We start from the raw sequence: 16251 nt of genomic DNA, 5'->3' as shown, positions 1-16251 counted from the left end.
TCCCTTCTTTGGTTCTGGGGCTGGAGCAGGTTTTTCAACTTCTTTTTCATAAACATAAGTTATTGCTTGCTCTTTATCTGCTTTAAAGTTTCCAGTTTTGCTAGAACCGTCTGCAGAATAAGTGGGATCTTCTTTTGGATCCTTTGTTTCAATAAATTTAAAGCCTTCTTTATCTATCTTTCCCGTAGTGTAAGTTTCTTTTTCAGTTCCGCTAACTACTCTTTCAGTGCTACTTTCGCTGATTACATCACCATCTTTGTACTTAACTCTATAAATATGAGTTTCTTTGAAAGATCCTTTTTTCGGTTCTGGAGCTGGAGCAGGTTTTTCAACTTCTTTTTCATAAACATAAGTTATTGCTTGCTCTTTATCTGCTTTAAAGTTTCCAGTTTTGCTAGAACCGTCTGCAGAATAAGTAGGATCTTCTTTTGGATCCTTTGTTTCAATAAATTTAAAGCCTTCTTTATCTATCTTTCCCGTAGTGTAAGTTTCTTTTTCAGTTCCGCTAACTACTCTTTCAGTGCTACTTTCGCTGATTACATCACCATCTTTGTACTTAACTCTATAAATATGAGTTTCTTTGAAAGATCCTTTTTTCGGTTCTGGGACTACTTCTTTTTTAACTTTCTTTTCGTAGACATAGGTAATTGCTAAGTCTTTATCGCCAACAAACTTACCCTTAGTTTTGTCTCCTTTTTCTGAATATTTTGGATCTCCTACAGGATTTTCAGTTTTTACGAAAGTATAACCTTCTCTATCTTTCTTTTCTGTAGTATATTCTTCTGTTTCATTACCACGTTGAGGTTCGGTTGTAATAACATCTCTAGCTAATTCTTTACCGTCTTCATCTTTAGTAATGTAGATATGAGTTTCTTTAAATGTTCCTGTAGCTACTTCTCGTTCGTAAGTATATTGAACAACTTGTCTTTCTCCTACAATGTAGTTGGCAGAAGTTTTCTTACCTTCATTATCGAATTTCGGATGTCCACCTTTGCCCTCAACTTTTGTAAGTTTAAAGCCTTCTCTATCTTTCTTTTCTGTAGTATATTGTTCATCTGCTAAGCCAGATTTTTCATTACCTTCAACAGTTTCAATACTTGTAACCTTACCAGTATTTTTATCTTTAGTAATATAAACGTGAACTTCTTTGAAATGTCCTTTTTGAACTACTTTTTGATAGTAGAATGTAGCTTTTTTAGTTTTATCAATTTCATAATTACCAGTAACTTTTTGATCTTTTTTGGTTATTCCATCTACATCGTCAACATGAGTAAAAGTATAACCATCACGTCCTTGAATTGCACCAGTATATTGTTGATTACTATAACCAGATTGTAAATTACCTGAGTCTATAGCATCTGTGGATAATATATTACCATCATCATCTACAGTTTGGTAAACGTGAATTGCTTTAAAATATCCCTTATCATTTTGTCTAATGTAATAATAAGTTACAGACTTTGTTACTTGAGCTGTGAAGTAACCTGTTGCTTTAGTACCATCTTGATTACAATTAGCTTTATTTGCGGGTACTACTTTTGTCAAAGTATAACCATCTAATGGCATTTGTTCAGTAGTATATTGCTCGTTTTCTTTACCTTCTAAAAAGTGTTTAAATTCTTCAATATGATCTGTTCTAATAAGCTTGCCATATTTATCTACAGTTTGATAAATATGCATATCATAAAATGATCCTAATAACCGTTTACTTTCGTCATCAGGTCTTCTAGTTGAAACAGATGCAAAGTGTTCAGCCACTTCATATGGATTGTTTTGTGGATCTGCAACAATAGTAGTTTTTATATTAGCGTTTTTAGAAGAGTCATATTTACCATTGTAACGAACTACATAAACATCTTTGGTACCCTGATTTTTCAGATCAAGTTCGATACCACTTCTATCAGCTTTTAATTTTTGATCGTATTGTGTCGGACTTACCTTTTCTAAATTATCCATATCTAAGTCCATACTACCACTTAACTTGCTAGGGTCTTTTACTTTATAAACTTCTATACTTTTTACCACTTGACCATCAAAAGTAGTAAAGGAATCATTTCCACCATTTTCAATTAAAATTCTAGTATTATTTTGTTCTCTTTGTTTATTGTTAACATAGATAGTTTCTTTGTATGTTCCTGTGCTTTCATCAATATCAAAAAGATTGGCAGTACCATTACTATTTAAATTATCTTGTCCTGCTTGAGGTTGTAAATCGTAAGTAACCTCAACTTCTTTTTGAGATTTATGATTACCTATACTTGCTTCGACAGCGACATTTTTATTATTAGTTGGCACTCCCTTTGCATCAATAAATACAGGTTCCATGACACTTTGGCTAAAATGTCCATATTCACTAGCCTTTTTAGTAAAAGTATATCTCATTCTATGATTTTCAACATCATAAACACCTTTTGCTACAAGATCATTACCAACATAAAGTTTAGTTTGAATATCAGCTTTCTTTGATGTAGCACCATACAAGTTTAAATTGTTAGAAAGATTTAAATCAAAGTAATCTCCTTCTTTAATTTCACTTCCATCTACATCAAATGAAAAGTTAACTTTCATTTGTTGATCTGAAGATTCATCATTATCATCTGCTGGACGAAGTGGATGAATTAAACTTGCATTTTCATGATTATCACCTGAAAGCTTAATTTTTAAATTTTCAAGTTGTCCACTAACATCTTGAGGAGCTCTTAATTTTTCTCCCTCTTCAGATGAACTTTTATTTTCCTTTGGAACTGTACCCGTTATTAGAGAATTAGTCCCCCCCCCGTGTTACCGCTTTCAGCAGCTTGTGAAAAATTAGGTGTAGTAAACGCTAATAAAGATGCAAAACCAAGTAAGCAGGAAACTGTACCTATTGTCAGTTTTCTCATACCATATCTTGGCTTTTTATCAGCTCCTTCGATACGTTTCTGTTCAATCAGGCGGTGCATTTGCATTTTATCATTCATATAGTTACCTCCTTATATAAAAAACAAATAGTTTGCCTATCAATCAATGTAACAATATCAATCAGTCAGTCTATAGTAATTTTCCCTATAACTCGACCCAAAATTTTTGGAAGAAATTAACACAATACTAAAAATTAAATCCTCCCAATTAAATTATATCATAGTTATGATATTTAATAAAAAATATTAAAGCTTTTGTAAAAAAATGCTACAAGCAGTATACATTTTATATTCAAACAAAAAAGGGATACAAATTAATGTATCCCTTTCATAATCAAACCAGATTAATGGTAACATGCTCAATTTTACTTATGTACAAAAATATCAAAAAATACATAAAACTCTAACTGAAAACTCACTAACAGCAGTTAGAGAATAACTAATTAATAAATATTATCTGTCCCTATGCATCACGTAAATAATATATTCCGAAGTGGAGGTTATCATGCACCATTAATCCATACAATCATTATAGCACCTAATAAATAAAGCAGAAACTACAAAACATTTTATGTTTCATTATTCATCGATATGCTTATTCTTTGGTAAGGCTGTTCCTACTAAGCTGACGATTTTAATTATCCCAAAATCAAAACTATAAACTGCCACGATAGAAATTATGCTCACTCAATTGCATAAGGCGTTCGCGATTACCTTGCGGTAACTTACCATTAAAATATATTTCGTATGAGTAAATTTTCCCCAAGTGATCAACATCTATATATACCTTATTTCTCTTATCTTTTACTTTAAAATTGCGTACCTCATGCCAAGGAATCAGCAAAAAAGGTGCATTGTCTGTAAAACTTATTTCCTTCTCATGTATGCCCTGATTGTCAAAATACAACACGAACATTCTGCCACCATCAAATATGTAGTAAAGCCTACTTAATAGTAATTTGAACAAGCCTTTTAAACAGTCATTATGTTTATTTGCTACGAGATAATTATCGGTTTTACCAAAATTTTTTTGTACCATATGGTGAATATCTGCGTTTCTCGTTAAAAAAATGCCCATCTTACTAGTCCTCCTTGATATCTTTAAATATAAAAACTTCTTTAATGTCTTTGCCTAAGACCTTACATATTTTATATGCAGTCTCTACTGTGGGACTAATTGTTTTATTTTCATAAGCCATAATTGAACGCCTTTTTAGCCCAACTGCTTTAGCCAACTTATGTTGCGATAGTCCCAATGCTTTTCTATACTCGCATATTTTATTATCCACTTCTAATTCAGGCATGTACCTTGCTTCCTTATGTTTTTATTCAATTTTGGTTACATTTATAGTACCATTTTAGCAATCTTTAATCAATATTTTTCTAGATAAATTTATGTATCATATTGGGCAAAAAAATACCCTCAAAAAGTTGTCTTTTTGAAGGTATTATAGTGTTTAAAAATTTTATGATTATTCTTTTTCTTTACGACGACCAGCTGCTAATCCAAATCCTAATAAAATTCCAGCAATAGCTACCATAATCGTTGCTGTAGAATATTTTTCACCTGTATTAGGTAATTTTGCTTGATTTTGTTTATTAGCTTTTGATTCTACAGTTGTGGTGGTACCGTTGCCTTGGTTGTTTTCTGTTGTAGTAACTTTTGTTTCGGTTGGTTTAGTTACTATTTGAACTATTTTATCTGCATTTGAATCTTGATTATTAGATACATTATTTTGATTATCCAAATTAGTCGTGATATCCAAATTAGTTGGATTGTCTAAATCAGTTGGTGTATCGATTTCTACAGGATCTGTGTGTGATTCACTCACTTGATCTTGCAACAATTCTGCAGCTTTAGTTAATTTGGCTTTAACTGCAGCTATCTTGTCTTGAACAGCAGTTGCTTCTGCCTTGGTTGCGTCATCACCTTTATCTTGTACTGTTTTAGCTGCTTGCTTAACAGTTTCTAATTCGGCTTTGATTTTTTCAACAGCATCGTTGTATGCTTTAACACTGTCAGGAGTTTTTCCTGTGGTTTCTGCTAATTTCAAGTCGTCTGCTACTTTAGCTAATGCTGCCTTTTGTTCAGCCGTTATAGCATCGACTAATTTAGCTTTTGCATCTGCTAAGGCTTCTTTCTTTTCATTAACTTTAGCTAATGCTGCAGCGACTGTTTCAGCAGTGGCATTGTCATCATCAATAACTTTCTGAGCAGCAGCTTCTGCTTGTGTTGCATCTGCTTTTGCTTGATCATATGTAGCTTTACTTGCTGGGGTCTTGCCATTTGTTGGATCTGCTTCGCTAGTTAATTTTGCCAGCTCAGCTTTAGCTGTCTTTAAAGCATCTTTATCAGCTTTATCTTGCAACAATTCTGCAGCTTTAGTTAATTTTGCTTTAACTGCAGCTATCTTGTCTTGAACAGCAGTAGCTTCTGCCTTGGTTGCGTCATCGCCTTTCTCTTGTACTGTTTTAGCTGCTTGCTTAACCGCTTCTAATTCGGTTTTGATTTTTTCAACAGCATCATTATAGGCTTTAACACTATCAGGAGTCTTTCCTGTTGTTTCTGCTAATTTCAAGTCATCTGCTACTTTAGCTAATGCTGCTTTTTGATCAGCAGTTATGGCATCAACTAACTTAGTCTTAGCTTCTTCTAAGGCTGCTTTCTTTTTATTAACTTTAGCTAATGCTGCAGCTACCGCTTCAGCAGTGGCATTGTCATCATCAATAACTTTCTGAGCATCAGCTTCTGCTTGTGTTGCGTCCACTTTTGCTTGATCATATACCGATTTACTTGTCTGAGTTTTGCCTGTTGTTGGATCTGCTTCGCTAGTTAATTTTGCCAGCTCGGCTTTAGCTGTCTTTAAAGTTTCTTTATCAGCTTTATCTTTCAACAATTCTGCAGCTTTAGTTAATTTTGCTTTAACTTCAGCTATCTTGTCTTGAACTTCCTTTGCTTCTGCCTTAGTTGCGTCATCGCCTTTGTCTTGTACTGTTTTAGCTGCTTGCTTGACAGCTTCTAATTCGACTTTGATTTTTTCAACAGCATCATTATAGGCTTTAACACTTTCAGGAGTCTTACCTGTTGTTTCTGCTAATTTCAAGTCGTCTGCTACTTTAGCTAATGCGACTTTTTGTTCAGCTGTTATAGCGTCAACTAATTTGGTTTTAGCTGCTGCTAAATCATCAGGCTTAAATAAAAGGTTTTCTAATATAGCATCAACATCATCTTGAGTAGCATTATCATCTTCAATAAGGTTCTGAGCCTTTGTTAACAATTGTTCTGCAGTCTTCTTAACATTATCATAAGCAGTTTTGGTTGTTGTAGTCTTGTCTTTGGTTGGATCTTCTTTGATTAAACTTTCCAATTTCTTTTTAGCTGCAACTAATTCAGTCTTTACTGCTTGATCTTTTAGAGCACCAGCAGCTGTTACAAGTTTGGAATTTAAAGTAGCAACTTTAGCTAGCAGTTCATGTGCCTCTGCTTTTGATGCTTCGTCTTTTTTGTCTATAATTTCCTTAGCTGTCTGCTTAGCTTGGGCCAATTCATCCTGTATCTTAGCAATTTCAGTATTATATGCATTTACACTGTTAGATGTTTTGCCCTTAGTATCTGCTAATTTTAAATCATCTGCTACTTTAGCTAATGCTGCTTTTTGATCAGCAGTTATGGCATCAACTAACTTAGTCTTAGCTTCTTCTAAATCTGCTTTCTTTTTATTAACTTTAGCTAATTCATCGGCTACTGCTTCAGGTGTAGCATTTTCATCATCAATAATTGTCTGAGCGGCAGTTTCTGCTTTGGTTGCATCTGCTTTTGCTTTATCATATACAGCTTTACTTGCTGGCGTTTTGCCTGGAGTTGGATCTGCTTCCTTAGTTAATTTTGCTAAATCTTCTTTTGCTGCCTTTAAAGCCGTTTTATCAGCTTTATCTTTTAATAAATCAACTGCTTTGGTTAATTTTTCTTTAAGTGCAGCTACCTTTTCCTGAGCAGCGGTTGCTTCTGCCTTAGTTGCGTTATCGCCTTTGTCATGAACTGTTTTAGCTTCTTGCTTGGCAGTTTCTAATTCTGCTTGGAATTGTTTAATAGCGTCATTATATGCTTTAACACTATCAGGCGTCTTTGTATCTGTGTCAGGTAATTTTAAATCGTCTTCTACTTTAGCTAAGTCTAGCTTTTGTTCATTAGTCATAGCATCAACTAACTTAGTCTTAGCTTCTTCTAAGGCGGCTTTTTTGTCATTAACTTTAGCTAATGCTTCTGCAACTTCTTTAGGAGTAGCATTGGCATCATTAATTACTGTCTGAGCTTCAGTTTCTGCTTGTTTTGCGGCTGTTTTGGCTTGATTATATGCATCTTTACTTGCTTTTGTCTTGCCTGTTGTTGGATCTGCTTCGCTAGTTAAGCCTTCTAATGCCATTTGAGCTGCAATTAATTCATTCTTATCAGCCTGATCCTTTAAAATAGCAACTGCATCTACCAACTTAGAATTCAAGGTAGCAACTTTAGCTAACACTGTCTCTGCTTCTGCTTTTGAAGCTTCTTTTTCATTTGCTTTATTTACTATTTCCTTAGCTGCATTCTTAGCTTTTTCCAAATCATCTTTTATCTTAGCAATTTCGTCATTGTATTTTGTTACGCTGTCCGGAGTTTTACCTTGAGTATCTGCTAATTTTAAAAGATCGTCAACTTTAGCTAATGCATTCTTTTGCTCATCAGTAATAGAATCAACTAAAGCTAGTTTTGCCTTTTCCAATTCTGCATTTTTAGTATGAACTTCGGTTAATGCAGCAGTAACTGCTTCAAGTGTAGCATTATCATCATCAATGACTTTCTGAGCATCAGCTTCTGCTTGTGTTGCGGATCTTTTGGCTTTATCATATGCATCTTTACTTGTCTGAGTTTTGCCCGTGGTTGGATCTGCTTCGCTAGTTAATTTTGCTAGCTCATCTTTAGCTGCCTTTAAAGTTGTTTTATCAGCTTTATCTTTTAATAAAGCAGCAGCTTCTACTAGCTTTACTTTAACTAAAGCAATCTTAACTTGAGCGTCAGTGGCTTCTGCTTTAGTAGCATTTTCTTTTTTATTGATGACTTCATCGGCAGTCGTTTTAGCTGCTGTTAAATCAGCCTGGATCTTATCCATAGCAGCTTGATAAGCAGCGACACTAGCAGGAGTCTTTTCCTTTGTATCAGGTAATTTTAATGTCTCTTCCGCTTTTTCTAAGTCAGCTTTTTGATCACCAGTCATCACATCGACTAACTTAGCTTTGGCTTCTGCCAATTCTGCTTTTTTAATTTTAACATTAGCTAATGCATCAGCTACTTCATCAACAGTTGCTGCTTGATTATCTAATACTTTCTTAGCGTCAGCCACAGCCGTATCTGCTTCTGTTTTCTTAACATCGTATGCATCTTTACTATCTTTAGTCTTACCATCTGTTGAGATGCTTGCTATAAAGTCGTCTAATGCTTTTTTATTTTGCTCTAAGCCAGATTTATCGACAGTCAAGCCCTTATGCTTTTCTAATGTAGTTTTAGTTTCTGCCTTGTAATCTTTTGTTTCAGATAAAGTTGTAGCATCTAATATCTTCTTGACAGCTTCTAGTTGATCATCATAAGCTTTTTTAGATTCTTCGGTCATTCCCCGTTCATCTTTATCTTTAGTAGCAATTAATTTGTTATAAATTTTCTTCAAAAGATCTTTAGCTAAAATATTTGTATCCTGATCAATATTGAAATCTGTACCTGAAATTGGAAGGGCAACATGCTCCCAATTGGTATTGTAACCCATACCTAATACTTTACTATTTGCAGCACTTATATAAGTGGTATATTCTACTACTCCTGGTTTTAAGGTAATATTTTTACTAGTGAATGTTCCAGAATTTTTACCTAATTTATCAACTAATTTAGGATCTTCTAATTTTTGGGTTATATCATCCCTTGAAATGTTTCTAGAAGTTGTAAAATGAGCATCACCACCAATATTTGCTGGTGTTACTTTCATATTGTCATTATCAATGCTTTTTGATGGGTCAAACGTTTGCTCATAAATTTTTTCAGTTTTGCCATCAGCAGTCTTAGCAATTACTTCTACTTTATAGTTTGCCTTATGACCATTCATATCTCCAGTAAAACCAGTTTTAAATTCAATATTGACTTTAGATCCAGTTTCTGGTGAATAGGCTTTAAAAGTCTTCTCGATACCATTATAGCCGACAAGACCTTTACCATCATTTCTATCAGCCCCGTTATCATTATCTTTATAAGGTTTTCCATCAACAGTCTGTTGCTCTTTATTAATTAGAGTTCTAACTTTACCCAAGAAGAGCATGTAATTACCTTTACGATCAAACGTACTTTCATTCAAATAGGTAACGAAATTCCTATTACCACCAGTTACTGAATTAACAGTCTCAATAGGAAATACACCCTTATCAGATTTTCTTGCAATAATGAAATGACCTTGTCCATCCTTATCCTTAATAGCAGTCCAGCCACCAAATTCTGTGATATCTTTTACCTTACCAGCTTCTACTCCAGTAGTTGCTCCTAATTCATCCATATCATTGATCTTAGTATTATTACTAATTTTATCAGGTAAAGCTTGGAGCTTAGTATTAAGCTCAGTTACATTAGCGTCATTGCTTGGAGCATCAAAAACTTGATTAGCTGCCTCATCTTTAGTATTTGCAGTAGCACTTTGATTAGTAGCTGGTGCATTATTGGTTTCAGCTGCAGATACAGATCTGCCACCCAAAAACATAAATGCTACTGCTATCGCAACACTTGCAGCACCAAAACTAACTTTTCGAATCGAATAGTGCGTAATTTTTTCATAATTTGAACGTTCTATCAAATTATGATTTTTATTATTTTTCATATTAATTCTCCTTTTAGTTACTACTTCTAACACATTGCTTAAGCGATTAAATCAATAGATTTATTAGAACTTAATCACTATAATTATATAATAATTTATATAATAATTGCCTTGCTTTTAGCAAAATATATGCTCATCATTTTTATACTCATCTGCTTTACAAACGTCCAAATAACTATGCAAAATATAAAAAAAGACAGCGAAATAATCTACTGTCTTTTCAATCTATACACAATATTTTTTTATAATTGGAATATACTTCAATAACGCTGATACTATTATTGCACTGACAAACACAACAACTGAAACTACTGGCACTGATACTATTGCATTAAATGATAACGTGTTAAATTTAAAAATCGATGCATACTTTTCGATAAAGAATGCATGGATCAAATATATTCCTAAAGTATATTGTGAAATTAGGTAAACGAACTTATTCAGTCGCAAATTTTTATATTCGCGATATTTAAAGAATGTGTACACAGCCACTACTTCTAATAAAACATTAACACGGAAATTACCATAATAATTACCACATGGTTGATGCATTTTGAGTGCTAAATTCAAATCTACCAAAATAGTAAATGCAAAGCCAATAATTCCTAAGATATAAATGATTATTCGCTGCTTTTTATTGAGTTCAATCTTATCCATATAATATCCTAGTACAAAATAAAAAGAGTATCCCAACATCATATTCATACTCATAATAGATAATTTCGAATTGACTATGCCAACAAATTTTACTAATTGTTCATTACTATCAACTACATAATCTTTTAACAGTTGAACTATCCACGGAATCATCATTGAAAATACAAATGACAATATTAAAAAATATTTTGTGGTTAAAGTATCAGACACAATCTTTTTGCAAAATGGTATGCACATATATAGAGCTATAATCATTATTACAAACCACATATGATAATGTCCTGAAACTATAGCTTCCTTATGGGTTTTTAGTCCATAAATTATTCCGTGCTTACTTGTTTCTTGCGTCACTATCGCATAAAATAAATTCCAAGTAAAAAATGCTATTACCAACCGCAAAATATACTTACTATATATTTTCTTTATTGGTATTTCTCTGCCTAAAAATAAGGCACCACTTATCATGACGAAAATAGGTACTGACCATCGTGTTGCACTATCATAGAAATTAAACGACTGCCAAGCTAATCCGTGAACATCAGCCCCGTACCAATTTGAAGCTGACACATGAAGTACAACTACTGCGAATGTAGCTATTAGCCGAAGATAATCACAATATATTTTTCTCTTCATATATCCTCCATCTACAAATGTGTCCTTTGTAATCTTTTTTACACAAACCCATTTATGATGGTAACATTTAAAACCTTAAAAAGTCCACTTTCTTTGAAAAGCACTCCGTGTAGCATCCCCTCTAAGTTAGCGTATTCTCATACATAAATTTTTAAGGTACAAGAAAATATATCCTCAAACCAATTTATTGTTTATAATTAAATAATCCTTGCCAATTACTTCACAGCAGCTTTTCCATTAAGGCAATGCACGACATAGTGAGCACATCCGTCTGTCCTGCAACCAAGATTAACTTTATTCTTGTCAGACACCTCGGTAATGCCATTTTTACAAGTTACTTCAATACTTGCATCCCTGGTAATTGTTCCTTCTAAAACGCTCATGCCATTTAGCGTATCCACTGTGCAAGAAGTAGTAGCTTCAACATTATGTGCTACAGCTTTTCCATTAACGCACTTTATAAAAACATCATTTGCCTGAACATTTCTTACTGCTGCCTTGCCATTTTTAACCTTTACATAAATCTTGTCAGCTTTAATATCTGTTACCAAGACTTGATTTACCTCAGCTTCAATCTCACAAACATCAACATCTTCTGGCAACATAATAACGACTTCAGGATTGCCTTTAGCTAACCAACCAAACCAGTAGCAAGCCGACGCCTTTTCTCTTTGGAAGAATTTTATACCGTCTTGATTTTCTTCAATCTGAAACATATCTTTTTCACAGTCAACATAACTAATGCTAAAAGACTCAGCCCTTCTCACCGTTAAGCTAACATCTTTTGTTTTTGCTACAAACTTCCTACTATTAGCCATTTGAGTGTCTCCTTCTTATTAACACAACTTTGTATCATTTGATAAAATTGTTACCACATCAATAACTTTATCAAAGGTTAGATCATCAATATACTTGTTTTCACTGAGATATACTTTCCACAAGGATCTTAGGTATGAATCTTCTTTTATATCCTCGATTATTTTCTCATAGTCTTGCATTATATCTTGGCTTCCTCTTTTCTTTGAGGTCTTCTCTATTGCTTCTTTTAAAATTTCATAGTTTATTTTATCTTTTTTAAGTTTGTAGAGAGTGTATAGGTCATAAAAGTCTCTCATTCGCGTTGTTGTTATATTTCTTCTGATTATGGTTTCATATTTTTCTGCTAAAATTGTTTCTAATGGATATGCCATTATTTTTATATCTTTTTTGCTAAAAATACATGGATATGCGTATTCTATTTCCCGTGGTGTTATTGCATCTCCTGTTGTTATGTCAATTTTCATAGGGTTTTGGGTTTTTCCAACATTTGCTATTAGTGAAATTCTAAAGTTCTCGTATTTGTCCTCTTCTCTAATATAACTAATATCTTTTATTTCAAATCTTATTCCATCGTCTACATTAATATCTAAAATTTCTTCTACGATTTCTTTTATTCTGTCTTCTTTTAGAGCTATACCTTTAATTGTTGTATCCATGTCCATAGTCGTTCTATTTTCAATGCCAATTAAGGATGATATTAAGAATCCTCCTTTTATTACAAAATTGTTTTTGTATTGTGATTTAGATAATCTTTCTAACAATCTCTCGAAAAAGTATATTTGCAGAACTTCTTGCGACTTCAGATTTTTCTTCTCTGCCAGATTTCTTATCTTGCCCTTTATACTCTCGATATTGATCACGATAATACCTCCATATATCTTCTAATTTCATCTTCTATTTTAAATAGTCTACTGTATTTTATTAGTCGTCTTAGATTTTTATTGTTTGAATTAAAGTATCTTTTTATGGCATCTGTAAAAATCTGCTTATCTATTTTTTTTCTGTCAATTATGATATCGCAAATTGTTCTTTCAATATCGTAAATTGGAATAAGATTGCCTTGTGGTGATTTTATTTCTGTCTTTCCTATTTCGTATAAGTCTTTTTTTACATAGTGAACTTGTAGGTCTTCATATCTTTTTTTGATATGACTTGCATTGTAACCTTGGGGTACAGATATATGGAATACACTAGGGGTCCTATCTGATAGGTCGTGGAGGTATAGGGCTGTTTGATGGGAAAATATAATTCGATTACTATTGGATGATATTAAAACAAAATCATCTATTACTTTTCCCTTTAACTGATATAGTCCTGGTCTTAATCTTTCTAGTTGCCCGCTCTTTGTTAATTCTGATAGATTATACCTAGTATATCCAAATTTCTCTGCTTCTTTGTTTGTGATTACTATATTTTCTTTTATATATTCTTTAAGTGTATTCATAGTCCGCCTTCTCTCATTTACGCTTTTATTATATATTATAAAAGCGAATATGTAAAAGCGACTTATGAGTTTTCCTTTTTAAAAAGGATGTAACGAATCCTTACTTCCTTCAATAAAAAAAGAGCACCCTTTTAAGCTACTCTTATAGAAAGTACAAAATGAATTAATTATATTTTTTGTGTCAATACTATGCACTCCAAATGGATTGAGTGGTCAGTATATCTACACTTTTTACCAATAGGAAAATATCGCAAAAGGTATACTATTGGCTTAATAGCTTGATTTTTGAATATAAAAAGCCTAGAGAAAATTCCAATAATCATTTCTCATCAATATAAGATTTATACATCCATTTGTATGATTTCTGCATCATTTATTTTAAAATGTAATTCTTTATTAGTATAAAATATGCCATTTTCTAAACACAATATTATATTAATTACTCCGCCATGAGTGACCAATAACACGTTTCTGCTTCCAACCTTTTTTTTAAAACTATACCATGCACTTTTAATACGGCGAAAAAATTGTTCAGGGCTTTCACCCTCAGGCCATGTTTCTGCCCAATCAAGTGTTCTAAAATATTTACCAGGATATTTTTCTACAGCTTCTACTTTTTTCATACCAGCTAATAATCCATTATTAACTTCACGAAATTGTGGCAAATATGTGATTTTCAAAGAAAGTACATCTGCCACAATTTCAGCGGTTTCTTTTGCTCGGTTTAAATCACTTGAATAGATACCAGTGATACCTTTTCCTAATAATTTATGCTTTGCACTATTAACCTGTGACCTACCAACTTCAGTTAACCCATATTCACTCCATCCACCATAACGATCAACTGGATCTGCACCATGTCTCATTAAATAAATCATTTTAAAATATCTAACTCCATCTTTTACATTCTTGGCTTCTTTTACGTTGTCAACATATTTTTTTAATGTCCTTGCTTGTTATTCATTCAGATGATTGAACAAAATTGCTCCTTTTTCCTATAGATTAATCCAATACCTTCTTGTTATAACATTTCCTCTGGATAAGTTATTTTTAACTTTGTTTTCCAAAATCCCACCATTATTTTCTATAACTTTTATTGATCCGATATTGTCATCATCACACGTAATCAAAACCTTATTTAGATTCAAAGTCTCTTTACAATATTTAAGTGCCATAGAAAGCATTTTTGTTCCATAGCCCTTCATACATTCAGATTGTCTAATTTCGTACCCTATGTGACCACCATAGTTAATTAAAAAAGAATTTAATTCATGCCTAATACTAATTTCGCCAATAAATTTTTCATTATCTATCAGCCAAAATGTAGTAGATTTAACATAATTTGTAGGTAAATTTATACCATGTTCCAAATTATAAGAACTCTCTACAATTGTTTCAGGGTGATTAAAACGTCTTTCTGCATTCGGCCTAAACATTTCATCTTCTTCATTTGCTTCTATATAACCTTGGATATATTGATTATTTGGTCTAATTAATCTCATAAGTGCTCCTTATTCTTAATATACAATTCTTTAAAATTAGATTACTAGTCTATTTAGCTTTCATTGTAATACTAAAAACTACACATACAACCTTTCATACTCATATTTTTCTCAAAAAAGTTCAAAGTTGCAATTATCAACATAAATGAACAAGATATAGGCTGTTTCTAAATTATTTCATTTGTTTATTGCTTGACAACGTATACCTATTGTATCGCCATTGCCTTAAAAGGAGCTGATAATATGGCAATAAGTCCTACTCAAATTCGTATCGATAGTAATGTCAAAACAAAAGCAAATGAACTGTTTAAAAAACTTGGCATCGATATGTCAAGTTCTGTGAACATCTTCTTACGTCAGTGTGTTTTGCAAGGAGGTCTTCCTTTTAAAGTAGAAATCCCAAAGTTTAATGCTGAATGCCATGGAAGAAGCTAGAAGAATTTCCAGAGACCCTAACGCCCATCATATTCTTCTATGGAAGACCTGAAGAAAGCATTATTGCACTACGAACTAAATATGTGTAGTGCAATAACTATGAATTTATTTTTGTATGGGTAGTAGGTAGTTCATCACTCACTTATACTATACAAAAAAGGAAATACAGAATTGTGACTTTAATTTCTTAATTAAACCTATATATCACATAAACACAAACAAAAGTATCCCTCTTACTTAGATGAATTTTCCGAGTTGGGAATAAAAACAAAATATGATAATACATTCTCAGGTTCAGAATTAATTAATAGTACCCTACCTAAACTACGTTCTTGAACCGATAGTTCATATATTTCATAGAAAACTTTTGTAACTTCGCCATTATTTAAAGCTTTAACTACCTCGTCTTCAAAATACCATTGACCATGAATAGTTGTAGAATCACAATTAGCCCCATTAGTTTGACATGCTATATTTTCAACACATCCTTTTCCAAAGAACTGGTTTACATGATCATCTTGATCCGTTTTTGAGACTAAAAATTCTTTAAACTTATTAGCTAATAAATGCCCACGATGTATTTCCATTGTTCTATGAAAATGTTTAACAACAAAACATCTCTTCTTTCTATTTCCTTCTTTATTTTTACAAATAAAATTTCGATAAAAAGTATCCTGAGGCTCCTTTTTCAAACATACTTTCCAACCTTTAACTTTTATAGGGGCTTCATTACTTGCTATAGTCATTTCTACCCTTATAAATTCTTCCTTATTTTCATGAAAAGGAGCCATTGGCTCAATTGGGTAATATCCAAATTGTTGTTTTAAATTATTATTAATTTCTATACCAAATTTTACAGATAAAAATTGTTTTATATATTCATAATCATTTTTATTATGATAACTTGGCTTAATAAACTCAGTTTTGCAGTTTTTAGCCACACATTTTGCTTTATCCTTCTCCATCGCCTATTC

12 protein-coding genes and 1 pseudogene are annotated in these 16251 nt (G+C 32.5%); 1 reads left to right on the top strand and 12 read right to left on the bottom strand.

The genetic code is table 11. The features are described 5' to 3' along the window. The 11 genes from HMPREF0520_RS04295 to HMPREF0520_RS04245 form a co-directional block, all read right to left on the bottom strand. On the bottom strand, nt 1-2568 hold a 2568-nt coding region (locus tag HMPREF0520_RS04295), incomplete at its 3' end, for a MucBP domain-containing protein (RefSeq protein ID WP_006729698.1). A gap of 188 nt (nt 2569-2756) precedes the next feature. Next, nucleotides 2757-2960, bottom strand: a complete 204-nt coding sequence (locus tag HMPREF0520_RS04290; protein ID WP_006729697.1) for a YSIRK-type signal peptide-containing protein — start codon at nt 2958-2960, stop codon at nt 2757-2759. A gap of 595 nt (nt 2961-3555) precedes the next feature. Further along, the gene (locus tag HMPREF0520_RS04285; RefSeq protein WP_006729696.1) at nt 3556-3978 is read right to left on the bottom strand and encodes a hypothetical protein; all 423 of its coding nucleotides are present in this window, start codon (nt 3976-3978) and stop codon (nt 3556-3558) included. Between the two features lie 4 nt (nt 3979-3982). Continuing rightward, nucleotides 3983-4204, bottom strand: coding sequence for a helix-turn-helix transcriptional regulator (locus HMPREF0520_RS04280; RefSeq protein WP_006729695.1), 222 nt, complete (start codon nt 4202-4204; stop codon nt 3983-3985). A 168-nt stretch (nt 4205-4372) separates the two neighbouring features. Then, complete coding sequence (locus HMPREF0520_RS04275; protein WP_010221657.1) at nt 4373-9787, bottom strand: YSIRK-type signal peptide-containing protein; 5415 nt, start codon at nt 9785-9787, stop codon at nt 4373-4375. A 225-nt stretch (nt 9788-10012) separates the two neighbouring features. Beyond that, on the bottom strand, nt 10013-11077 hold the full coding sequence (locus HMPREF0520_RS04270) for an acyltransferase (RefSeq protein ID WP_006729693.1): 1065 nt from the start codon (nt 11075-11077) through the stop codon (nt 10013-10015). Nucleotides 11078-11292: 215 nt separating this feature from the next. Next, nucleotides 11293-11895 (bottom strand): DUF4097 family beta strand repeat-containing protein, encoded by a 603-nt coding sequence (locus tag HMPREF0520_RS04265; RefSeq protein ID WP_006729692.1) that lies wholly within the window; start codon nt 11893-11895, stop codon nt 11293-11295. An 18-nt stretch (nt 11896-11913) separates the two neighbouring features. Then, complete coding sequence (locus HMPREF0520_RS04260; RefSeq protein WP_006729691.1) at nt 11914-12756, bottom strand: nucleotidyl transferase AbiEii/AbiGii toxin family protein; 843 nt, start codon at nt 12754-12756, stop codon at nt 11914-11916. Continuing rightward, nucleotides 12753-13340 carry a type IV toxin-antitoxin system AbiEi family antitoxin domain-containing protein gene (locus tag HMPREF0520_RS04255; RefSeq protein WP_006729690.1) on the bottom strand — a complete coding sequence of 196 codons (588 nt, stop codon included), beginning with the start codon at nt 13338-13340 and terminating at the stop codon, nt 12753-12755. The genes HMPREF0520_RS04260 and HMPREF0520_RS04255 overlap by 4 nt, the downstream gene beginning before the upstream one ends. Before the next feature lie 341 nt (nt 13341-13681). Beyond that, nucleotides 13682-14218 carry a histidine phosphatase family protein gene (locus HMPREF0520_RS04250; protein ID WP_006729689.1) on the bottom strand — a complete coding sequence of 179 codons (537 nt, stop codon included), beginning with the start codon at nt 14216-14218 and terminating at the stop codon, nt 13682-13684. A 117-nt stretch (nt 14219-14335) separates the two neighbouring features. Further along, nucleotides 14336-14842, bottom strand: a complete 507-nt coding sequence (locus tag HMPREF0520_RS04245) for a GNAT family N-acetyltransferase (RefSeq protein ID WP_006729688.1) — start codon at nt 14840-14842, stop codon at nt 14336-14338. A gap of 243 nt (nt 14843-15085) precedes the next feature. On the opposite strand from HMPREF0520_RS04245, the pseudogene HMPREF0520_RS06280 reads away from it, so the two are divergent. Next, a pseudogene (locus tag HMPREF0520_RS06280) lies at nt 15086-15400 on the top strand (type II toxin-antitoxin system RelB/DinJ family antitoxin). A 110-nt stretch (nt 15401-15510) separates the two neighbouring features. Here the strand turns inward: HMPREF0520_RS06280 and HMPREF0520_RS04235 are convergent. After that, nucleotides 15511-16242 carry a hypothetical protein gene (locus tag HMPREF0520_RS04235; RefSeq protein WP_006729686.1) on the bottom strand — a complete coding sequence of 244 codons (732 nt, stop codon included), beginning with the start codon at nt 16240-16242 and terminating at the stop codon, nt 15511-15513. Nucleotides 16243-16251: the final 9 nt, after the last annotated feature.

Source organism: Lactobacillus iners DSM 13335 (assembly GCF_000160875.1).
GTDB lineage: Bacteria > Bacillota > Bacilli > Lactobacillales > Lactobacillaceae > Lactobacillus > Lactobacillus iners.
This window is presented reverse-complemented; position numbering and strand designations above follow the sequence as displayed.

Coding starts and splice junctions, on each gene's coding strand:
- HMPREF0520_RS04245 (WP_006729688.1), bottom strand. CDS start 14,842: ATGAGATTAATTAGACCAAATAATCAATATATCCAAGGTTATATAGAA.
- HMPREF0520_RS04255 (WP_006729690.1), bottom strand. CDS start 13,340: ATGAATACACTTAAAGAATATATAAAAGAAAATATAGTAATCACAAAC.
- HMPREF0520_RS04275 (WP_010221657.1), bottom strand. CDS start 9,787: ATGAAAAATAATAAAAATCATAATTTGATAGAACGTTCAAATTATGAA.
- HMPREF0520_RS04250 (WP_006729689.1), bottom strand. CDS start 14,218: ATGATTTATTTAATGAGACATGGTGCAGATCCAGTTGATCGTTATGGT.
- HMPREF0520_RS04235 (WP_006729686.1), bottom strand. CDS start 16,242: ATGGAGAAGGATAAAGCAAAATGTGTGGCTAAAAACTGCAAAACTGAG.
- HMPREF0520_RS04285 (WP_006729696.1), bottom strand. CDS start 3,978: ATGGGCATTTTTTTAACGAGAAACGCAGATATTCACCATATGGTACAA.
- HMPREF0520_RS04280 (WP_006729695.1), bottom strand. CDS start 4,204: ATGCCTGAATTAGAAGTGGATAATAAAATATGCGAGTATAGAAAAGCA.
- HMPREF0520_RS04290 (WP_006729697.1), bottom strand. CDS start 2,960: ATGAATGATAAAATGCAAATGCACCGCCTGATTGAACAGAAACGTATC.
- HMPREF0520_RS04265 (WP_006729692.1), bottom strand. CDS start 11,895: ATGGCTAATAGTAGGAAGTTTGTAGCAAAAACAAAAGATGTTAGCTTA.
- HMPREF0520_RS04270 (WP_006729693.1), bottom strand. CDS start 11,077: ATGAAGAGAAAAATATATTGTGATTATCTTCGGCTAATAGCTACATTC.